Below are 20,362 nucleotides of genomic sequence, written 5' to 3'. Positions count from 1 at the left end.
CCGGCGGAATGGCCGGATCCGGCCAGTGTCATCCCCCGTTCGGCCCCTTACTCGCGATGATCTCTGCGTTACGTTGGTCCGGCCCAAGGGGAGTGGGGAGGTGGGGTCGCGCGTGCCGGTTTCGCCGGAACCGTTGGTGTTCCCGGACGTCGAGCAGGCCGTCGCGGAGTTCCTCCGCGCCCGGCCCGAGCTGTCCGGCATCCCGGTGGGCTCCTCGGTCCCACCGGACTTCGACGGTACCCAGCGCGCTGTCGTGCTCACCCGGCTCGGCGGCGTCTACCTCGACGACGACCGGCTCGACAACGCGGAAGTGCGGCTGGACTCCTACGGTCCGGACAAGACCGCCGCGCACGCGGTCGCGCTGGCCGTGCGGGGTGTGCTGCCGCTCCTGGGCGTTTCCGGCGGCACGGTGTTCCCCGACACGACCGAGCTCCAGGGGCCGTGCTTCGTGCTCGACCGGAGGCATTCCGACGCGAACCGGTACGTCATGCGGTACCGGTTCGTCGCGCAAGTCGTATCCAGACCGGCCTGACCGGCCGGCGGCGCAGTGGGAGGGCTGCTCATGCCAGGACTGAACGCCAGCGAAATCCGGGTGGCCGGAACCGGAGCCGTCTACGTGGCCCCGGCGCACACCCCGATGAACTTCACCGGTGAGTGGGCGTCGCCGTGGACCGACCTCGGCTACACGACCGCGGACGGGGTCAAGTTCGTCAAGAAGGACAAGCTCGACCCGGTGGACACGTGGCAGTCGGTCGCCGCGATCCGGTACGTCTTCAGCGATCGCGACTTCTCGGTGAAGTTCTCGCTGCTGCAGATCAACAGCGACACGCTGCAGTTCTTCTTCAGCTCGCCCCCGCCGTCGGGCGGTGTGTACAACATCGCCGCCGCGCCGAAGGTGGAAGAGCGCGCGCTCGGCATCGAATTCTCCGACGGTGCCGTCAAGAACCGCTTCTACATCCCGCGCGGCGTGGTCACCGAAACCGACGAAACCGCGATCACGCGGACGTCGGCGATCAAGCTGGGCGTGACGTTCACGGCGATGACGCCGATCAACAGCGCGTCGGAGCCGCTGGCGCAGTGGTCCATCAGCGAGGCGGCCGCCGCGGCCGCCGGGACGTCCGAGTGACGGGGGAACGCACCACATGGCGAAGTACGACGTCAACGCCGCCCGGGCGCAGCGCCTGGAAGCGCTGGGGGAGCGCTGGGAGTTCGAGCTCGACGGCGACACCTTCAGCCTGCCGACCGAGCTGCCGAGGGACGCGGTGAGCAGGCTGGCGGCGCTCGATCCGTCCGATTTGGACGGTCTGCTGCAGGTCCTGCTCGGCGACGAGCAGTTCAAGCGGCTGGACGACCACTCGCTCAGCGTCCAGGACGTCCAGGCGCTGCTGGAGGCCTACGGTCGCGACACCGGTATGGCGCTGGGGGAATCCTCGGCCTCGACGCGCTCCTGAGCGAGCACGGCGAGGCCGTCGAAGCCGACCTGCTCCGGTTCTACCGGGTCGACCTGCTCGACTACTACCGCGGCCGGCTTTCGCCGCGGCGGCTACGGGTGCTCATCCGCCACCTACCCCGGGAGTCCGCGCTGGTGCGCGCGCTGCACGGGGACGCGGCCGAGTGGGGCCTGACCGAGCACCTGCTCGCCGGCGCCGTCGACGAACTGGCGGTCGGCAACTGGCTGTTCGTCACGGCCAACTCCGGCGAGCAGGCCGATCCGCCGCCGCGCCCGCGGCCGGTGCCGCGGCCCGGCGTCGAACCGGAGCCGGACCCCGCGGCCACCCCGGCCGAGATCGCCGCGTTCTTCGGCGCGCCCGCACGAGGAGGTGACTGATGCCCGAACCCGCTTCCGCCGTCACGGGCGCGCAGGCGCAGACGAACGCCTTGGTGGCCGGCATCCAGAAGTCGATCACCGACGCCGTCGCCGGCGCCGCGAACAAGATATCCACGAAGTTCGCCGAGCGTGTCGACAAAGAGCTCGCCGAGATGACGACGAGCTTCAAGGCGACGCACCCGGCGGTCACCCAGGCCGTCACCGACGTCGTCGGCTACACGGACGCGGTCAAGACCACGTCGGTCGCGATCCGGGACAGCGCCAAGCAGCTCAAGGAGACGAGCGCCGCGGTCAAGCAGCTGCCGGCGTCCATCCGGGACGTCCGGACCGGCCTGCGCGACAGCGCGACGGAGGCGGCGAAGTTCGGCCGCGACCTGAAGCAGATGGTCGCCGGCGTGCCCGGCATGGTGCGGGACCTCGCGACCGCCATGAAGACGAACCTGATCCAGGGCTTCAACGCCGTGCGCCAGGGGGCTGTGCAGGGCGCGAAGGCCGTGCTCGACTTCGCCAAGTCGACGTTCACGTTCTCGAACATCCAGAAGGCCGCGGCGGCCATCACCGGCATCTTCAAGATCGCCGTGAAGGGGCTGGGCGACGCGTTCCGGGCCAACCCGATCGGGTTCGTCGTCACGATCATCACCCTGCTCGTCGGGGCGCTCATCCTCGCCTACCAGCGAAGTACGACGTTCCGGAACATCGTCAACGCGGCCTTCGCCGCGGTGCGGTCGGTCGTGACCGCCGCGATGGGCAAGGTCCGCGAGATCATCAACGCGGTCTGGCCTGCGGTGTCCAAAGTGGTCCAAGTCGCGGCCAAACTGGTCCGCGACTACGTGAGCACCTACTTCGGCGCGGCCCGCAAGGTGGCCGAAACCGTGTGGAACGCCGTGAAGACGGTCGTCACCGGCGCGGTGAACACCGTGGTCGGCACGGTCAAGGGCGTCGGCAAGGTGGCCGGGATCGTCAAGGGCGCGTTCGACCAGGCGAAGACGGCGGTGAGCGGCGCGCTGTCCGGCATCGTCGGGTTCGTGAAGGAGCTGCCGGGCCGGATCGTCAAGGCGCTCGGCAACCTGGGCCGGACGCTCTACGACGCGGGCAAGTCGGTGATCGAGGGTTTCCTCAACGGCATCCGCGACATGGCGGGCAGCATCGTTTCGACGCTGCAGAACTCCGTGATCGACAAGATCCCCGGCCCGATCCGGAAGGCGCTCGGGATCAGCTCGCCGTCGCGGGTGATGGCGCAGATCGGCACCGACATCGGCGCCGGGCTCACCACCGGCATCGACTCCACTCGCGACCGGGTGGCCGAGGCGATGACGAAGCTGGTGCCGCTGCCGAAGTCGGCGACCATCGCGCCCGCGCTCGCCACCCTGCGCACGACCCTCGCGGCCACGGTGACCGGCCCGCTGGCCCGCGCGGTGCCCGCCGCGGCGGCGGGTGCGGTCACGGTGAACGTGCACCCGCGGGCCGGGCAGTCGGAGTACGAGATCGGGCGCATCGCGGCCAGGGAGGTGGCATGGGCGGCGAAGCGGTGACCCTGGTCCTGCCGGTGTACGAAGTGGACGGCTGGGCGGGCAACACGATCGACCCCGACGGCGTCGAGTGGTGGGTGACCAAAGAGGACGGCTGGTCCGGCGGCCCGGGGGTGCGGCTGGAGCTGTCCGACCGCCCGCAGCGCGACGGCGGTTTCGACGCGCCGTCGTTCCGGTCGGCCCGCGTGATCACCTTGGAGGGGACGGCGATCGCGCCGGACGGCTCGGCCCGAGAGCGGGCCAAGGACCGCATGGCCGCCCTGCTCGCGGACGGCACCCGGTTGACACCGCTCGTGGTAGCCGAGCGCACGGTACGCCGGAGCGCCCGGGTGCGGCTGTCGTCGGCGATCAAGATCGTGGACACGACGCCGGTGAGCTTCGACTGGTCGGTACAGGTCACCGCCCCGGACCCGCTCCGCTACGGCGACCAGCACCGGCTGACGTGCGGGCTCCCGCGGCCGGGGCCCGGCATCGCCTTCCCCGTGCGGTTCCCGGTCCGGTTCGGCGATCCCTCGGACGGCCGGCTCGTACTGGCCAACCAGGGCACGGCCACGGCGTGGCCACTGTGGACGATCACCGGCCCCTGCGTGCGCCCGGTCATCCGGAACACCGCGACGGGCGACCGGCTCGAATTCTCGCTTTCCCTGCTCGAGGGCGACCTGCTGACCGTCGACACGGTGGCCCGGACGGTGATCTACAACCAGGCGTCCCGGCGGGCCGCGCTGGTGCCGGGGTCCCGCTGGTTCGGGCTGAAACCGGGGGCCAGCACGGTCACCTTCGGTGCGTTCGACGAAACCGCGTCCGCCACGCTCACCGCGAGCTGGCAAGACGCTTGGATCTAGAGGGGGACGGAGAACCATGGCGGAACGGAAACCGGTGTGGGTGGACGGCGTCCAGGCGAGCGAGGCCCGGCTCGCCAACGCCGCGTTCCTGCAGGGCGAAAGCAAGGGGGACGCGCTGGACGCGGTGCGCGTGCGGGCTGGAGTGCGCCCGGCGGGCGCGGATCCCGGGAAGGTCACGGTGAGCCCGAACCTGGTGACCGTGCAGCCGTTCCAGGCCGTGGTCACGGATCCCGCCGACCCGGCTGCCGGACCGTACGTGGTCACCCTTGATGCCGTGCAGACGATGCCGCTCCCGGCCGCGCACGCGTCGCTGGCGAGGATCGACTTGGTGGTGGCCGAGGTCGCCGACGAAATCTTCGCGGTGAAGCTCTACGTGGGCGAGCCGCTGGCCAGCCCGGTCCCGCCCAAGCCTTCGACGACTCACCTGCCCCTGGCCCAGATCTCGGTCAAACCGGGGCAGCAGCCGGCGGTCACCGATCTGCGCAGGTTCACCGCCGCCGCGGGCGGCATCCTGCCGGTCCGGGCGGCCACTGAACTCCCGACGGCAGGAGAGGCGAGCCCCGGCCAGTTCGCCTACCGGCTCGATTCCGGTGAGCTGCAGGTCTTCCGCGCGGGCGGCTGGCAACGGTTCAAGCAGCCCCGCAACCAGTGGCAGCCGCTGGTGCAGAACATCGGCGGCTGGCCGGCCTACACCGCAGGCGGGGTGGACTACCACCCACCGGGCTGCCTGGTCGGTGAGGACGGCTGGGTGCACCTGCGGGGCATGCTGAAACGGCCGGATGGCAACATCACGGCCACGTCGATCCAGATCGCCGCGCTGCCCACGACCGGGCCTGGAACTCCGGTCAGCGCGCCCGCGGCGCAGGCGGTGCTCATCGCCATGGGAGGCGGTGCCGCTTTTCGAGTGGAGGTGTCGACCGCGGGCAAGGTGCTCCTGTACTCGTCCACCGCGTCGCCGGTCACGTACCCCAGCTGGCTCTCCCTGGACGGGTTGTCCTTCCCGAACTCGACGATCTTCGACTAGGCGAACCGGATGGGCGCGACCTACACCTACCTCATCGCCGATCTCCGGACCGGCACCATCCTCGACGAGCTCCCCCTTTCCGGGGTCTCCTTCGACAAGAAGCTCAACGACGCCGGCTCGTTCCGCGGCCGGCTCCGCGTCGACGACCCCGAAATCCGCATCCGCGAACCCCGCGTGCTCGCCGAGCCCGGGCGTTGCGCCGTCTACGTCGACCGGGACGGCGACCTCCTCTGGGGCGGCATCGTCTGGACCAGCCGCTACAGCGCCGCCGGCGGGGTGCTGGAGCTCGGGGCCGCCGACTTCCTGTCCTACTTCGACCACCGGCTCGTGCTCAACCCCGCGGACCTCACGGCGACCGTTCCCCTCGTCGGTGACCAGCTCGGCGTCGCCCGGCAGCTGGTCGGTCTCGTGCAGTCCCACGTGGACGGTGACCTGGCCGTGCGGGTTACCGGCCCCGCGACCTCCGGCGTGACCCGCGCCCTGAGCTACGCGCCCGCCGATCTCAAGGTGGCTGGTGAGGTCCTGCGCGACCTGGCCAACACCGACGACGGGCTCGACTTCGCCTTCGACGTCCGCTACGACGCCGGTGGGGTCCCCGAACGCCTGCTGAACCTCGGCTACCCCCGGCTGGGGTCCGCGGCCGGGGCGGACGCCTACGTCTGGGAGTACGGCGCGAACCTGGTGGACTTCGTCTGGCCGAGCGACGCGGCGAACATGGCCACGCGCGTGCTGGGGACCGGGGCCGGCGGGGTGGTCGTGCGGGCCGATCCCGCCGCGCACGATGCCGGCTGGCCGTTGCTGGAAGCGGCCGCCGCTCCGGTGGACACGGCGGACGCGGCGATGCTGACCGCGCACGTCGCCGGCGAGCTCGCCGCCCGGCGGCGGCCGGTCGCGCTGCCCGAGCTGACCGTGCGCGCCGACCTCGATCCCGTCGTCGGCTCGTACTCGGTCGGCGACGACGTGCGGGTGGTCGTCGACGACCCGTTCTTCGCCGGCGACCAGCTCGACGTGACCGTCCGGCTGCTCGGCTTGGCGGTGACCCCCGGCGACGACGCCGGGCAGGAAGAGGTCGTGCTGACCGTCGCGCCCCTGCTGGCGGCTTCGTGAGCCGCGTCAACCAGCCGGACACGCTGGTTTCGGTGCTGCGGGAGATCCAGCGGCGTCTTCGCGTGCTCGAAAGCACGCGCCGCACCACGACGTTCGCCGCCGCCCGCGCCCCGGCGCCGGTCACGGCGTTCCAGCCCGCGCGGCCGCAGGAGTGGCCCGGTACGGATTCCGCCGAGTGGACGCCGCTGGTCCGGCTGCTCACCCGGCCCGGCGAAGTCCTGGTCGTCCTGGACGTCGTGGCGGACACCTCGGGCGAGGCCCAGGTGCTGGTGGACGGGGAAGCGGTGGCCACCGTCGAGGTGGGCCGCCACGAGGTCACCGTCACCGCGAGCGCCGCGCTGACCGAGCTGGTGGTCGAAGCGCGGCGGACCGGAGCCGCGGGGACGGTGCGGGTGGCGGCCTTCGCGCTCGCCGGCTGACCACTGTCCGGAACGAGACAGGTATTCACCGCCCTCTTGACCGGTTCGTCGGGCGTTGCCGAAGGTGTCCTCGGGGATGACATCGTTGGCAGGAGGAAGATCGGTGAATAGCAAGGTCCTGGCGGGCGCGCTGACGCTCGCCGTGGTGGCGACGGGGGTGAGTCCTGTCGTGGCAGAAGCTTCCGGTGGGGACGCCCTCGACGCCGTCAACACGTTCATCGGCACGCAGGACGAGGGCAACACGTTCCCCGGCGCGTCGGCGCCGTTCGGGATGACGCAGGTCAGCCCGATCACCTCGCACTACGCCGGCTACCGCTACACCGACACGGCCATCCGCGGCTTCGGCCACTTCTTCCTCTCCGGCGCGGGCTGCTGGGAGCAGGGTGGCCTCGTCTCGACCCTGCCGACGACCGGCGAGATCGGGCCCGGCAAGGCGTTCGACACGACCAAGCCCGCCACCTTCGACCAGAAGCAGTACGCGGCGCCGTTCACCCACGACGGCGAGGTCGGCAAGCCCGGCTACTACAAGGTCCACCTGACCGGCTACGGCGGCGTCGACGTCGAGACGACCGCGGCCACGCGCGCCGGTGTCGAGCGGTACACCTTCACCAAACCCGGTGATGCCAACGTCTTCGTCAACGTCGGGCAGGCCAACGACAAGGAACCGGTCACGGGCAGCAGCATCCGCGTCGTCGACGACCGGACCGTCGAAGGAACCGTGGAGTCGCAGGCCTTCTGCGGCGGCAAGGCCTACACGACGTACTTCACGACGAAGTTCGACAAGCCCTTCAAGTCCTCGGGCACGTGGTCGCCGACCGGTGGCACGCCGGGCAGCCGCTCATCCGAAGGCGGCGCCGGACTACGCGGCGCGTGGCTGACCTTCGGCGGTGGGGGACAGGTCACCGCGACCACCGCGATCTCCCAGGTGGACGCCCAGGGTGCCCGGGTGAACCTGGCGTCGGAGCACATCCGGTCGTTTGACGCGGCGAAGGCCGACGCGCAGCGCACCTGGCGCCGTGAGCTGTCCACCGTGGACATCAAGGGCGGCTCGACCGACGACCGCACGGTGTTCTACACCTCGCTCTACCACGCGCTGCTGCAGCCGCTGACCGCGAACGACGCCGACGGCCGCTACTACGGCTTCGACAAGAAGATCCACCGCGCGGTCGGCTGGACCTACTACGACTTCTTCTCGCTGTGGGACACCTACCGCACGCAGAACCAGCTCCTGGCGCTGCTGCGGCCGGACCGCGCGAAGGACGTCGCGAAGAGCATCCTCGCCATCCACGACCAGGGCGGCTGGCTGCCGCGGTGGGCGTACGCGAGCCAGGAGACGAACACGATGACGGGTGACCCGGTCACGCCGTTCCTCGTGGACCTTTGGCGGTTCGGTGCGCTGTCGGGCAACGAGATGCGCGCCTACCAGGCGTTGCTGCAGAACTCGACGCAGATCCCGCCGGCGTCGTCGCCGTTCCAGGGCCGCTCGGGCAACGCGAGCTACCAGCAGGACGGCTTCGTCCAGTACGACCCGAACTTCCCCAAGAAGGGTCAGGACACCGACCCGAACCACGGCGCTTCGGCGACGCTGGAGTACGCGCTCGGTGACTGTTCGCTGTCGGTCATGGCGGCCGCACTCGGCAAGAAGGACGACGCGGCCGCGCTGGCCGCGAAGGGCCGGACCTACCGGACGCTGTGGGACGAAACGCAGACCGACCGCGGCTTCACCGGCTTCTTCCGGCCGAAGGTCGCCGGCGGGGACTGGTTCACGCCCGCGTCCGGGCCGTACAGCCCGCAGAGCCAGGACGGCTTCCACGAGGGCACCGCGTGGCAGTACCAGTGGCTGGTCCAGCAGGACATCCCCGGCCTGGAGCAGCGGATGGGCGGCGCGGCGGCGACCGGGAAGCGCCTCGACGACTTCTTCGCCTACGACGAACTGGTGAAGAACCCGGCGACGGCGGTCCGCGAGAACTGGGTCGTCGGCCCGTACGACTACTACGACCAGTTCCGCTACAACCCGAACAACGAGCCGGACCTGCACTCGCCGTGGATGTACGCGCTCACCGGGCAGCCGGCGAAGACGTCGACGGTCGTGCGGGCGGCGCACACGCTGTTCACCAACGCTCCCAACGGCGTCACCGGGAACGACGACCTCGGCACGATGTCGGCCTGGTACGTCTTCAGCGCGCTGGGGATGTATCCCGCCGTCCCAGGGACTGGGAACTTCGTGCTGAACGCGCCGCGGTTCGAGAAGTCGGTGCTGCACCTGGAGAACGGGCGCGACGTCACGATCAAGGCGCCGGGCGCGGACGGCTCGAAGCTGCAGTACGTCTCGGGCCTCAAGGTCGGCTCGAATCCCAGTGACCGCGTGTACGTCAACGTGGACCAGCTGAAGCGTGGCACGACGCTCGACTTCGGTCTCACCACGGACGCGGCGAAGGCGACGTGGGCGACATCACCGTCGTCGGCCCCGCCTTCGCCCTGCGCGGGGTAGTCACCGACCCTCACGGCCGTGGTCCAGACCACATCGGACCACGGTCGTGAGGAGGGTCACGGGCCCCGGTGTTCCCGTGAGGGCCGTCACGCCTCACACTGGGTATCAGCACGTCCGACAGCGCCGTTGACGTCCACAGGCAGTCCGCCTTGGACGGTGCGTCGGGCGTTTGTTGTGTCAGTACCAAAACGTGGTGAGACCCCACAGGAGGAAGAAGTGTCCAACAAGGCCGCTCTAGTTTTCCGCGTGGCCGCGGTTGCCGAAGCCCTTTCCTGGGCGGCACTGCTTGTCGGGATGTTCCTCAAGTACGTCGTCCACTCCTCCGGTGAGGGCGGCGTGCCCGTCATCGGCATGGTGCACGGCGTGATCTTCGTCCTCTACGTGGTCGTCTCCCTGTCCGTGGCGAAGCCCCTCGGCTGGCGCCCGAAGACGCTGGTCCTCGCTCTGCTCGCGAGCATCCCGCCGCTGTTCACGTGGCTGTTCGAGAAGTGGGCGCTGCGCAACGGCAAGCTCGACGGCCCGCAGCGGCTGTCCCACGGCGGCGTCGGCCTGTTCCAGGTCGAGGCCCCGGAGGCCGTGGCCGTCTGATCCCAGTACGTGAGAAGGGCCCGCACCGGCAGGTGCGGGCCCTTTCTCGTCCGGCGGCTATTCCGTGAAGTCGCCGGCCGCGCGGCGCACCTTCGTCAGCAGGTCGGTGAGCTGCTCGGTCTGCCGGTCGGTGAGCCCGGTCAGCCCGAAGCCGATGTCGTTGACGGCGACGGTCGCGGACTCGCGGCGCTTGCGGCCTTCGTCGGTGATCTCGACGAGCGTCGTGCGGCGGTCGGTCGGGTGCGGGACGCGCTTCACGAGCCCGTCCTTCTCCAGCCGGTCGACTATGTTGGTGACACTGGTGGGGTGCAGCTGGAGCCGTTCGCCCATCACCCGCATCGGCAGGCTGGCGCTGCGGGCGAAGGTGAGCAGCACCAGTGCTTCGTACCGGGCGAAGGTCAGGCCGTGCGGCTTGAGCGCGCCGTCCACCGCGGACTGGATGATCTGCTGGACCCGCATCACCCCGGTGACCGCGGCCATGGTGCCGGAGGGCCCGATCCGGGCCTCCCACAGCTGCGCCGCGCGGGCGATCGGGTCGAACGGCAGCGGACGGTTCATGACACGCGAAGTTACCAGCGGGTACCGGCGGGTGTCGCCCGACCGGCGGAAAGAACACCGAAGAAGGGACTTCCGACATGATCGTCGCGTTCAGCGTGAGCCCGTCCGGCGGGGAGCCCGACGGCGGGGTGAGCGAGGCCGTCGCCCGCGCCGTCAAGGTCGTCCGCGAGTCGGGGCTGCCCAACTCGACCAACGCGATGTTCACCAACATCGAAGGCGAGTGGGACGAAGTCATGGACGTCGTCAAGCGCGCGGTCGAGGCGGTGGGGGAGGGCTCGGCCCGCGTCGGCCTGGTCCTGAAGGCCGACATCCGCCCCGGCTTCGAAGACCAGCTCGAGGCCAAGGTGGACCGCGTCGAAGCGCACCTGCGCGAATCCTGATCACGGAAGCGGCGGGGTGAAGGCGACCGTCCAGCGGCCGTCTTCCGTGCTCACCGTCAGCGGGTAGCTGAACGGCCTGCCGTCGCCGAGCGCGCCCGTGACCGTGGCGCGAGACGGCGCTGCCGCGTCCGGCCCCAGCTCCACGCGCACGTCGTGCACGCCGTGGTCCGCCAGCACCGTGACGTAGTCCTTCGCGAAGTCGCCGCCGCCGGAGCCCGGGTAGTCGAGCAGGCCGGCGAAGGCGTCGGCGTCGTGCCCGGACAGGGCCGCCGCGAGGCGGTCGCGCAGCTCGCCGGGTGACGCGGCACCCGGGTCCGGCTCGTGCACGATGAGCAGCGTCACGGCGCCGATCCAGAGGACGGCGGCCGCGATGGACAGGCCCACCTTCACGTCACGCCGGATGTGCACCCGGCCGAGCCTGCCCCAGCGGCGCCGTCCTGCCAAGCGGACCGGCCGGGCACCCCGTGAAACTCCTCCGGCGCGCGTGCCAGGATGGAGGCGTGAGCCAACCACGCGGATCTGCAGCGAAGTCAGCGGCCTTGTCCGCCGCCCTTTCCGGCGCGGTCGACCTGTCCGCGCTCAAGGCCCGCGCCGAAACGGCGCAGAGGCAGCCGGCCCCGTCCGCCGGCCCGGCCGGTGGCGACGCCCCGCCGCCGCCCGCCCCGGGTTCGTCCGAGGCCGTGATCGATGTCACCGAGGCCACCTTCCAGACCGAGGTCGTCGAGCGATCCCTGCACCAGCTGGTGATCGTCGACCTGTGGGCCGAGTGGTGCGGCCCGTGCAAGCAGCTGTCCCCGGTGCTGGAGCGGATGGCCGCCGAGTCCGGCGGCGCCTGGGTCGTGGCGAAGGTCGACGTCGACGCGAACCCGCGCATCGCGCAGCTGTTCGGCGCGCAGTCCATCCCGACGATCGTCGCCATCGGCGGCGGCCAGCCGGTCGACGCCTTCTCCGGCGCGCTGCCCGAGCCCGAGATCCGCAAGTGGATCAACGCCCTGCTCGACGCCCTGCGCGACAAGCTCCCCGGGATCCGCGAGGCCGAGGCCAACGGCGAAGGCCCGGTCGAGGAGCCCGAGGACCCGCGCTTCACCGAGGCCGAGGAGGCCTTCGAGCGCGGCGACTTCGAGGGCGCGCAGGCCGCGTACGAGCGCATCCTCGACGTCGAACCGGCGAACGAGCTGGCGAAGAACGCCCTGGCCCAGGTCAAGTTCACCGCCCGCGCCGAAGCCGCCGACCCGGAAGCGCGCGCGAAGGCCGACGCGGACCCGGCCGACCTGTCGGCCCAGCTCGACGCCGCCGACCTGGAGATCGCGGAGAACAACGTGGAGGCGGGCTTCAAGCGCCTGATCGACACGGTCCGCCGCACCGCGGGCGACGACCGCAACCGGGTCCGCGAGCACCTGGTGGCGCTGTTCGAGCTGTTCGACCCGGCCGACGACCGCGTCATGAAGGCCCGCCGCGACCTGGCGAGCGCCCTCTTCTAGACCGCACGAAAAAGGCCCTCCACCGCGCGGTGGAGGGCCTTTTCCCTGAACTCAGGCGTACTGCTTCGAGCAGACCGACGAGCCTTCGAGGTATCCCCGGCGCAGCGACTCGACGCGGTCGAAACCGCTGTCCGGGCGCTTCCCGTTGACGTCCGCGGAGATCAGGCTTTCCGGCTGCAGCAGGTCCGCGATGGCCTCGTCGAGGTCGCCCGCCGAGAGCCGGAGGTCCCCGGGCCGGTTCGTGAACGCGGCCCACGCGCCCACCAGGCACGCCGTCCGCAGCCCCGCGTTGGCGTTGTCGATCGACGCGCCGACGCCCTTCTGGATGCCCAGCGCGTACCGCGACGCGACCTCGGAGAACGCGGCGAAGTCACCCATGCCGCCCGGGTCTTCGCCCTTCATCTCGGCGTCGCGGTCGATCGGCTGGGCCAGCTCCGCCAGCTTCGCGAGGTCGATGGCGACCGTGTTGTTGTCGGGGCAGTACGACGCGGGCGGCGTGGTCTGGCAGCTGCCGCCGTCGGCGATCTCCGGCGCGGCCACCCCGGCGCCCTTGAACGCCTCGTCGAGGCTCTTCTTCAGCAGCTCGACGGCCTGTTCGGTGAACTTGGCGTCGCCCTTGCCCTTGTCGCCCGCGTCGAACGGGCGCTCGGTGAGCCGGGCCTTGACGTTCTCGGTGTTCATCGCCGCGCACTCCTTGGGGCCCTTCTCGAACCCGGTCTGGAACGCGAAGGTGCGGTCGAACGCCGTGCCGTGCGCGCCGCGGTCGGCGCCGCTGGTGCCCGCCTGGTCGCGGATCAGGAACATCGCCGCCATCACCTGGTTGAGGCCTTCGGACGTCGACACCTGGTAGTACTTGCTCTTGTTCTCGGCGACCCAGCGGAAGTAGCCGCCGGCGAAGCAGTCGGCCTGCTGCTCCTTCACGACGGTCGGGGTGCTCTTGGTCATGTTGGCCTTGTCGCCGAGCCGGTACTGGACGGCGTGGCCGAACTCGTGCGCGAGCACGACGACCACGGACATCGGCCCGAACCGCTGGCGCAGCATCGGCAGCAGCACGCCGCGGTCCCACGCCACCGAGTCGTCGACCGAGCAGTAGAAGGCGTTCACGAGCTTCTTGACGCTGCCGCAGCCGGTCTTCTCGGTGTCGGTCTGCGAGTCGTAGGACAGCAGCGACTTCACCGGCTGGAACTGCTCCCCGAAGTCGGCGGGCAGCCGCTCGTTCCAGTACGTCTGGACGTCGTCGATCGCGGCGGTGGCGAGCTTGTCGTCCTCACCGCCGTCGGCGTTCTTGACGTCGATGGTCGGCGTGGGCGCGTCGGGCTTGAGGCCGCTCTCGAAGTGCGTCACCGGCAGCCCGGCGACGGACCCGGCGCCGGTGTCCTTGCTCGGGTCCCCGCTCGCGCCGCCCTTGTCGTTGCACCCGCTCACGGCCACCGCCGCGACGGCCAGCAACGCCACCAGCGCGCGCCGTCCTCCCCCTGGGGTCATCTTCACGTGCTCCACTCCCGACCTGCGCGTACCCGACGGGCAGGACCATACCCAGCGCTTACGGGGCGTGTGCGCGTTATCCCCGAACTACTCCCTGCGCAGGCGGAGCCTCGGCCCGATATCGTCGCTTCCCATGCGTGCAGTCCGCCGGTTCACCGTTCGCGCCAGCCTCCCGGAGTCCCTGTCCGGCCTCGGCGCGCTGGCCACCAACCTGCGCTGGACGTGGCACCCGCCGACGCGCGACCTGTTCGCGTCGATGGACGCCGAGCTGTTCAACGCCGTGCGCGACCCGCTGCGGATGCTCACCGCGCTGCCGCCGTCGCGCCTCGACGAGCTCGCCGTCGACGACGACTTCCTCGCCCGCGCCCGGGACGCGGCCGCGGACCTGGAGAACTACCTGTCCGAGCCGCGCTGGTACCAGCGGCGCGAAGACGCCGAGCTGCCGCCGGCGGTCGCCTACTTCTCCATGGAGTTCGGCGTCACCGAAGCGCTGCCGAACTACTCCGGCGGCCTCGGCGTGCTGGCCGGCGACCACCTCAAGGCCGCGTCCGACCTGGGCGTGCCGATGATCGGCGTCGGGCTGCTCTACCGCAACGGCTACTTCCGGCAGTCGCTGTCGCTCGACGGCTGGCAGGTCGAGCACTACCCGGTGATCGACCCGAACGCGTTCCCCCTCGAGCTGCTGACCGCCGGGGGACGCCCGGTGCTGATCGGCGTCGCGATGCCGGGCGGGCGCGAGCTGTGCGCGCAGATCTGGCAGGCCCGCGTCGGGCGGGTGCCGCTGCTGCTGCTCGACACCGACACCGAGGCCAACGACGACGACCTGCGCGGCGTCACCGACCGGCTCTACGGCGGCGACGCCGACCACCGGCTGCGGCAGGAGATCCTGGCCGGCATCGGCGGGTTCCGCGCGGTCCGGAAGTACTGCGAGCTGACCGGCCACCCGCAGCCGATGGTGTTTCACACGAACGAGGGACACGCGGGCTTCCTCGGCCTCGAGCGTGCCCGCGAGATCGTGCAGGCCGACGGCCTCGCGTTCGACGAGGCCATGCCCGCGGTCCGCGCCGGGACGCTGTTCACCACCCACACCCCGGTCAGCGCGGGGATCGACCGCTTCCCGGTGGACCTGGTGCAGCGCTACTTCAACGACGGCAGGCTGGTGCCGGACATCGACCCGAGACGCGTGCTCGCGCTCGGCGCCGAGGACAACCCCGGCCTGTTCAACATGGCGCACATGGGCCTGCGGCTGGCGCAGCGCGCGAACGGCGTCTCGCAGCTGCACGGGCGCGTCACGCGCAAGATGTTCTCGCGGTTGTGGCCCGGGTTCGACCACGACGAGGTGCCGATCTCGTCGGTGACCAACGGCGTCCACGGCCCGACGTGGGTCGCGCGCGAGCTGAGCACGCTGCTCGGCCGCGAATGGGGTCTCGACGTCGGTGAGGGCCCGCTGCGCGACGGCGTCTCGGACGCCCAGCTGTGGGGGCTGCGGCGCGAGCTGCGCGAGAAGCTCGTGTTCGAGGTGCGGCGCCGGGTGCGCGCGGCGTGGCTGCAGCGCGGCGCGTCCCCGCTGGAGCTGGGCTGGGTGGACTCCGTGTTCGACCCGGACGTGCTGACCGTCGGGTTCGCCCGCCGAGTCCCGACGTACAAGCGGCTGACGCTGATGCTGCGCGACCCCGAGCGGCTGCGCACGCTGCTGCTCGACGACGACCGGCCGATCCAGGTCGTCGTCGCCGGGAAGTCGCACCCGGCCGACGAGAACGGCAAGCAGCTGATCCAGCAGATCGTCCGGTTCGTCGACGGCGCGGACGTGCGCCACCGGATCGTCTTCCTGCCGGACTACGACATGTCGATGGCGCGCTACCTCTACCGCGGCTGCGACGTCTGGCTGAACAACCCGGTGCGGCCCCTCGAAGCGTGCGGGACGTCGGGGATGAAGTCCGCGCTGAACGGCGGCTTGAACCTGTCGATCCGCGACGGCTGGTGGGAGGAGTGCTACGACGGCAGCAACGGCTGGGCGATCCCGACCGCGGACGGCGTCACCGACCCCCTGCGTCGCGACGACCTCGAGGCCGCGGCGCTGTACGAGCTGCTCGGCCAGCAGATCTCGCCGCTGTTCTACGACCGGTCCGCCGACGGCGTCCCCACGGGCTGGCTGTCGATGGTGTGGCACACGCTGGAGACGCTCGGCCCGCGCGTCCAGGCGTCCCGGATGGTCCGCGAGTACGTCGACAACGGCTACCTCCCGGCATCCCGCATGGTCGCGGCGGCAACCGGCGACGGCTACCGCGGCGCGCTGTCGCTGGCGGACTACCGCACCAAGCTGGAGGTGTCGTGGCCGCGGCTGCGGATCTTCGACTCGGAGCTGCTGGTGGAGGCGACCGAGCCCCTGGTCGTCGGCACGGAGGTGACGATCCGGGCCCGCATCGACCTGGCCGGCCTCGACCCGTCCGAAGTGGACATCCAGGCGGTGGTCGGCCAGGTCGGAGACGACGACGAGCTGCGCGAGGCGGTGACGGTCCCGATGAGCGGAGACGGCATCGGCGCGTTCGCGGCCCGGCTGAAGCTGCCGAGGCCGGGATCGATCGGGTACACGGTCCGGGTGCTCCCGAAGCACGGGCTGCTGGCAACCCCCGCCGAACTGGCGCGCGTGGTGCTGGCCTGACCTGGAGTCACTCCACCTCGAAATCGCTGCGCACCAGGGTGCGAGCGGCGTTAAGTTGAACGCATGCGCTTCGGAATTTTCGTCCCGCAGGGGTGGCGGCTCGACCTGGCCGGCATCGATCCCGCGGACCACTGGAAGACCATGCTCGGCCTCGCGAAACACGCGGAGGCCGGGCCCTTCGAATCGATCTGGGTCTACGACCACTTCCACACCGTGCCCGTGCCGACCGAGGAGGCCACGCACGAGGCCTGGTCGCTGATCTCGGCGTTCGCCGCCGCGACCGACACCGTGCGGCTCGGGCAGATGTGCACCTGCATGGGGTACCGGAACCCGGCCTACCTCGCCAAGGTCGCCGCCACCGCCGACACGATCTCCGGTGGCCGCGTCGAGATGGGCATCGGTGCCGGCTGGTACGAGCACGAGTGGCGGGCCTACGGCTACGGCTTCCCCAGTGCCGGTGAGCGCCTGGGCCAGCTCGACGAGGGCGTGCAGATCATGCGCGACCTCTGGACCACCGGAACGTCCACACTGGACGGCAAGCACTACCAGACCGACGGCGCGATCCTGCGTCCGCTGCCGCCGCAGGACGGCGGTATCCCGCTGTGGATCGCCGGCGGCGGTGAGAAGAAGACACTCAAGATCGCCGCCAAGTACGCGAAGTACACGAACTTCGCCGGCGACCCCGAGACGTTCACCCGCAAGTCGGAGATCCTCGCGCAGCACTGCAAGGACGTCGGTACCGACTTCGACGCGATCGTCCGCTCGGTCAACCACAACGTGGTCATCGGCGAGACGGAGAAGGACGTCCAGGACAAGCTGGCCTGGCTCAAGTCCCACCTCCACAAGTACGCGCCGGCGGACGCGGCGGACCGGTGGCACGGCGTCTTCGCGAACAGCCCCACCACCGGCACGCCCGAGCAGGTCACCGAAAAGCTCGCCGAGCTGGGTGAGCTGGGCATGTCCTACGCGATCTTCAACTTCCCGGAAGCCGCGTACGACCGTTCCGGCATCGACCTGTTCACCGAGAAGGTCGCGCCCGCCCTCGCCTAGGGCACCGCGGGGCTGCCGCCGGTCTCCACTGGGAGGCCGGCGGCGGCCCAGGCGCGGAAGCCGCCTTCGAGGTCCGTCGCCCGCGGCAGCCCCAGCCGCTGCAGGTCCGCCGCCGCCAGGCTCGACGAGTAACCCTCGTTGCACAGCACGACAACCGTCGTGTCCGCGGTCACCGACGGCAGCTTCCACTCGCTGTCCGGCGCGAGCCGCCACTCCAGGTGGATCCGCTCGACGACCACCGAGCCCGGGATCTCGCCCTCGGCCTGCCGGTTCGCGAGGGGACGGATGTCGACGAGCAGCGCGCCCGCCTCCTGCAGTTCGAGGGCCCGCGGCGGCGCGACCCGGTCCAGTCCGGACCGGGCCTTCTCCAGGAACGAGTCGATGGCGCTCATCGTCCGACGATAACCGGCAGCGGCGGGATCTCGGCCGGGACGTCGGCGAGTGTCGCGTACTCCCGCGTCGGCACCAGCGGCGGCGAATACGCGTGGACGCTCGCCGCGGGCGCGTCCCCGATCCCGGTGACCTGGTGCGCGCGGCCGGCGCCGAAGCCGATGCCGTCGCCGGCGACGTGCGTGCGGCGCCGGATCGGGCCGCCGGGGTAGCGGTACTCCTCGCCCAGCTCGCCCTGCAGGACGGTGAACGAGCCGGACGCGCCACCGTGGTCGTGCGGCTTCGTCTGCTGGCCGGGCAGCCACGACAGCAGCCACAGCTCGACGCCGTCGGTCAGGGCCAGCCGGGCCCACCAGCGGCCATCCTCGTCGAACCGCAGGATGTCCTGGACGTTCGCGGTCAGCTCGGTGGTCACGGTGGCGGTCAGGTCCGCCAGCTCACGCGGCGTCCACAGCAGCCGCGACGGGTGCAGCAGCTCGGGCAGCAGCGGGTCGGTCAGCTGCGGGTGGATCTCGGCGGCGGGGCGGGTGAGGGAAGTGGTCAACGCGGGTGCTCCTCGGGCGCGAAGGTGATCGGGACGCGAACCAGCGCGGCACCGCACCCGCCCGTGAGGACGCGGGGGATCAGCGGAGCCGCGCCCGCGTACACCCGGCCGAAGCGACGAGGAGCAGGTCGATCGCACGACGGCGCCAGAACGAACCCCGGGTGACCGGGGCGGCGTGCACGTCGGCTGACATGCCCGCGATCCTGCCACAAGAGAGTGGGCAACGGCACTTCCGGCGTGCGTTGTTCCACGTCGTGGACGCCCTCCGACCAGCCGGTTCGCCTTCTCGCCCGGGCGGGTGCGCACGCGCGCGCGTCGGCAGACAGAATGGGCTTCGTGAGCGAGCCGATCCAGCCCAGCGAACTTGACGATCTCGTGGTCCGGATGGCCGGTGTCGGCGTCCGCCGGGGGACCAACGACCTCCTCGCCGGCCTCGACTGGTCCGTGGAACTGGACGAGCGCTGGGTGGTGCTCGGCCCGAACGGCGCGGGCAAGACCACGCTGCTGCGTCTCGCCGCGGCCGAGCTGCACCCGACCACCGGCGAGGTCGACCTGCTCGGCGAGCGGATCGGCCGGGTCAACATCTTCGACCTGCGCCCGCGCATCGGCTTCACCTCGGCGGCCATCGCCCAGCGCGTGCCGGGCGACGAGCTGGTCAAGGACGTCGTGGTCAGCGCCGGCTACGCGGTGCTCGGCCGCTGGCGTGAGGAGTACGACACCCTCGACACCGCCCGCGCGACCGAGCTGCTCGACGCGATGGGCATCGGCAACCTGGCCGAGCGCACCTTCGGGACGCTGTCCGAGGGCGAGCGCAAACGCGCGCTGATCGCCCGTTCGCTGATGACCGACCCGGAGATGCTGCTGCTCGACGAGCCGGCGGCCGGGCTGGACCTCGGCGGCCGTGAGGACCTCGTCGCGCGGCTCTCCGCGCTGGCGCTGGACCCGGACGCGCCGGCGCTCGTGCTGGTCACCCACCACGTCGAGGAGATCCCGCCGGGGTTCACCCACGCGCTGCTCCTGCGCGACGGCCGCGCGGTGGTGTCCGGGCTCGTCGACGACGTCATCACCAGCGAAAACCTCTCGAAGACGTTCGACCAGGACCTCGTGCTCGAGCGTTCCGGGGATCGCTTCTTCGCCCGCCGTCGCTAAGCTGTCGCTTACCCGCCGGTAGCGTGCTGGCAGATCGTCAACGAGGAGGATGGGCGTGGGAGAGTTCGTAACCCTTGAAGTCAAGGACGGGGTCGGCACGATCCGGCTCGACCGGCCGCCGGTCAACGCCCTGAACGCCCAGGTCACCGCCGAACTCGCCGAGCTGGCGAAGGAGGCCACCGAGCGCGACGACGTCCGCGCGGTGATCCTCTACGGCGGCGAGAAGACCTTCGCCGGCGGCGCGGACATCAAGGAGATGGCCAGCCGCACCTACCCCGAGATCGCCAAGTTCGGCGCGAACCTCACCGGCACCCTCGCGGCCATCGCGAACATCCCGAAGCCGGTCGTCGCGGCCATCACCGGCTATGCCCTCGGCGGCGGCCTCGAGCTCGCGCTGACCGCGGACCGCCGGGTCGCCGGCGACAACGTCAAGGTCGGCCAGCCCGAGATCCAGCTTGGCGTCATCCCCGGCGCGGGCGGCACCCAGCGCCTGGCGCGCCTGATCGGGCCCAGCAAGACCAAGGACATCGTCTACACCGGACGGTTCGTCAAGGCCCAGGAAGCCCTGGAGCTGGGGATCGTCGACGAGGTCGTCGCCCCCGACGACGTCTACGCGGCCGCGCACAAGTGGGCGGCGCAGTTCGCGAACGGACCGGCCGTCGCGCTGCGCGCGGCGAAGGCGGCCATCGACGGCGGTCTCGACACCGACCTCGCGAACGGCCTCAAGCTCGAATCGCACCTGTTCGCCGCGCTCTGGGCGACCGAAGACCAGAAGAACGGCATGAAGTCGTTCATCGAAAACGGGCCCGGCAAGGCCACTTTCGAAGGGAAATGA

Annotated in this window: 22 protein-coding genes; 17 read left to right on the top strand and 5 right to left on the bottom strand. The window is 70.9% G+C overall.

Annotated features, from left to right (window positions below):
• Nucleotides 1-112: 112 nt before the first annotated feature.
• The 11 genes from ACZ7PG_RS44765 (at nucleotide 113) to ACZ7PG_RS44715 (ending at nucleotide 9,828) form a co-directional block, all read left to right on the top strand.
• Nucleotides 113-532, top strand: a complete 420-nt coding sequence (locus ACZ7PG_RS44765) for a hypothetical protein (RefSeq protein ID WP_470245291.1) — start codon at nucleotides 113-115, stop codon at nucleotides 530-532.
• A 30-nt stretch (nucleotides 533-562) separates the two neighbouring features.
• Nucleotides 563-1,126 carry a phage tail tube protein gene (locus ACZ7PG_RS44760; protein ID WP_470245290.1) on the top strand — a complete coding sequence of 188 codons (564 nt, stop codon included), beginning with the start codon at nucleotides 563-565 and terminating at the stop codon, nucleotides 1,124-1,126.
• A gap of 16 nt (nucleotides 1,127-1,142) precedes the next feature.
• Entirely contained in the window at nucleotides 1,143-1,451 is a 309-nt protein-coding gene (locus ACZ7PG_RS44755) for a hypothetical protein (RefSeq protein WP_086673097.1), read from the top strand.
• Between the two features lie 134 nt (nucleotides 1,452-1,585).
• Nucleotides 1,586-1,828 carry a hypothetical protein gene (locus ACZ7PG_RS44750; RefSeq protein ID WP_470245289.1) on the top strand — a complete coding sequence of 81 codons (243 nt, stop codon included), beginning with the start codon at nucleotides 1,586-1,588 and terminating at the stop codon, nucleotides 1,826-1,828.
• A complete protein-coding gene (locus tag ACZ7PG_RS44745; protein ID WP_470245288.1) occupies nucleotides 1,828-3,360 on the top strand; it encodes a phage tail protein in 1,533 nt (510 codons plus the stop codon). Before ACZ7PG_RS44750 ends, ACZ7PG_RS44745 begins: the two co-directional genes overlap by 1 nt.
• Nucleotides 3,342-4,199 (top strand): phage distal tail protein, encoded by an 858-nt coding sequence (locus ACZ7PG_RS44740; RefSeq protein ID WP_470245287.1) that lies wholly within the window; start codon nucleotides 3,342-3,344, stop codon nucleotides 4,197-4,199. Before ACZ7PG_RS44745 ends, ACZ7PG_RS44740 begins: the two co-directional genes overlap by 19 nt.
• Nucleotides 4,200-4,215: 16 nt before the next feature.
• Nucleotides 4,216-5,223, top strand: a complete 1,008-nt coding sequence (locus ACZ7PG_RS44735; RefSeq protein ID WP_470245286.1) for a hypothetical protein — start codon at nucleotides 4,216-4,218, stop codon at nucleotides 5,221-5,223.
• A 9-nt stretch (nucleotides 5,224-5,232) separates the two neighbouring features.
• Nucleotides 5,233-6,330 carry a hypothetical protein gene (locus ACZ7PG_RS44730; protein WP_470245285.1) on the top strand — a complete coding sequence of 366 codons (1,098 nt, stop codon included), beginning with the start codon at nucleotides 5,233-5,235 and terminating at the stop codon, nucleotides 6,328-6,330.
• A complete protein-coding gene (locus tag ACZ7PG_RS44725; protein ID WP_470245284.1) occupies nucleotides 6,327-6,749 on the top strand; it encodes a hypothetical protein in 423 nt (140 codons plus the stop codon). The genes ACZ7PG_RS44730 and ACZ7PG_RS44725 overlap by 4 nt, the downstream gene beginning before the upstream one ends.
• A 76-nt stretch (nucleotides 6,750-6,825) precedes the next feature.
• Nucleotides 6,826-9,240 (top strand): GH92 family glycosyl hydrolase, encoded by a 2,415-nt coding sequence (locus tag ACZ7PG_RS44720; protein ID WP_470245283.1) that lies wholly within the window; start codon nucleotides 6,826-6,828, stop codon nucleotides 9,238-9,240.
• A gap of 216 nt (nucleotides 9,241-9,456) precedes the next feature.
• On the top strand, nucleotides 9,457-9,828 hold the full coding sequence (locus ACZ7PG_RS44715; RefSeq protein ID WP_470245282.1) for a DUF3817 domain-containing protein: 372 nt from the start codon (nucleotides 9,457-9,459) through the stop codon (nucleotides 9,826-9,828).
• A 57-nt stretch (nucleotides 9,829-9,885) separates the two neighbouring features.
• Here the strand turns inward: ACZ7PG_RS44715 and ACZ7PG_RS44710 are convergent, their stop codons facing one another.
• A complete protein-coding gene (locus tag ACZ7PG_RS44710) occupies nucleotides 9,886-10,386 on the bottom strand; it encodes a MarR family winged helix-turn-helix transcriptional regulator (RefSeq protein WP_400884185.1) in 501 nt (166 codons plus the stop codon).
• 77 nt (nucleotides 10,387-10,463) lie between these two features.
• On the opposite strand from ACZ7PG_RS44710, the gene ACZ7PG_RS44705 reads away from it, so the two are divergent.
• The gene (locus tag ACZ7PG_RS44705; protein WP_470245281.1) at nucleotides 10,464-10,766 is read left to right on the top strand and encodes an MTH1187 family thiamine-binding protein; all 303 of its coding nucleotides are present in this window, start codon (nucleotides 10,464-10,466) and stop codon (nucleotides 10,764-10,766) included.
• Here ACZ7PG_RS44705 and ACZ7PG_RS44700 read toward each other — a convergent pair whose 3' ends face one another.
• Nucleotides 10,767-11,174 carry a hypothetical protein gene (locus tag ACZ7PG_RS44700; protein WP_470245280.1) on the bottom strand — a complete coding sequence of 136 codons (408 nt, stop codon included), beginning with the start codon at nucleotides 11,172-11,174 and terminating at the stop codon, nucleotides 10,767-10,769. It lies immediately after the preceding gene.
• 92 nt (nucleotides 11,175-11,266) lie between these two features.
• Between ACZ7PG_RS44700 and ACZ7PG_RS44695 the strand changes: the two genes are divergently transcribed.
• A complete protein-coding gene (locus ACZ7PG_RS44695) occupies nucleotides 11,267-12,247 on the top strand; it encodes a tetratricopeptide repeat protein (RefSeq protein ID WP_470245279.1) in 981 nt (326 codons plus the stop codon).
• Nucleotides 12,248-12,298: 51 nt separating this feature from the next.
• Here ACZ7PG_RS44695 and ACZ7PG_RS44690 read toward each other — a convergent pair whose 3' ends face one another.
• Nucleotides 12,299-13,732, bottom strand: coding sequence for a neutral zinc metallopeptidase (locus ACZ7PG_RS44690; protein ID WP_470245278.1), 1,434 nt, complete (start codon nucleotides 13,730-13,732; stop codon nucleotides 12,299-12,301).
• 133 nt (nucleotides 13,733-13,865) lie between these two features.
• Here ACZ7PG_RS44690 and glgP point away from each other — a divergent pair, with 133 nt between their 5' ends.
• Complete coding sequence (gene glgP / locus ACZ7PG_RS44685) at nucleotides 13,866-16,394, top strand: alpha-glucan family phosphorylase (protein WP_470245277.1); 2,529 nt, start codon at nucleotides 13,866-13,868, stop codon at nucleotides 16,392-16,394.
• A gap of 63 nt (nucleotides 16,395-16,457) precedes the next feature.
• Nucleotides 16,458-17,444: an LLM class F420-dependent oxidoreductase gene (locus ACZ7PG_RS44680; RefSeq protein ID WP_470245276.1), complete on the top strand. Its 987-nt coding sequence runs from the start codon at nucleotides 16,458-16,460 to the stop codon at nucleotides 17,442-17,444.
• On the opposite strand, the gene ACZ7PG_RS44675 is transcribed toward ACZ7PG_RS44680, so the two are convergent.
• Nucleotides 17,441-17,836, bottom strand: a complete 396-nt coding sequence (locus ACZ7PG_RS44675) for a rhodanese-like domain-containing protein (RefSeq protein ID WP_470245275.1) — start codon at nucleotides 17,834-17,836, stop codon at nucleotides 17,441-17,443. The genes ACZ7PG_RS44680 and ACZ7PG_RS44675 overlap by 4 nt on opposite strands.
• Nucleotides 17,833-18,378 (bottom strand): cysteine dioxygenase, encoded by a 546-nt coding sequence (locus ACZ7PG_RS44670; protein ID WP_470245274.1) that lies wholly within the window; start codon nucleotides 18,376-18,378, stop codon nucleotides 17,833-17,835. The genes ACZ7PG_RS44675 and ACZ7PG_RS44670 overlap by 4 nt, the downstream gene beginning before the upstream one ends.
• Before the next feature lie 327 nt (nucleotides 18,379-18,705).
• On the opposite strand from ACZ7PG_RS44670, the gene ACZ7PG_RS44665 reads away from it, so the two are divergent.
• Together ACZ7PG_RS44665 and ACZ7PG_RS44660 are read left to right on the top strand one after the other, a co-directional pair.
• Nucleotides 18,706-19,527, top strand: coding sequence for an ABC transporter ATP-binding protein (locus tag ACZ7PG_RS44665; RefSeq protein WP_470245273.1), 822 nt, complete (start codon nucleotides 18,706-18,708; stop codon nucleotides 19,525-19,527).
• A gap of 55 nt (nucleotides 19,528-19,582) precedes the next feature.
• Nucleotides 19,583-20,362, top strand: coding sequence for an enoyl-CoA hydratase/isomerase family protein (locus tag ACZ7PG_RS44660; RefSeq protein ID WP_470245272.1), 780 nt, complete (start codon nucleotides 19,583-19,585; stop codon nucleotides 20,360-20,362).

It is taken from the genome of Amycolatopsis sp. NPDC114504, from assembly GCF_055633595.1.
The sequence above is the reverse complement of the archived record's forward strand: the minus strand, read 5'-3'. Positions and strand labels throughout refer to the sequence as shown.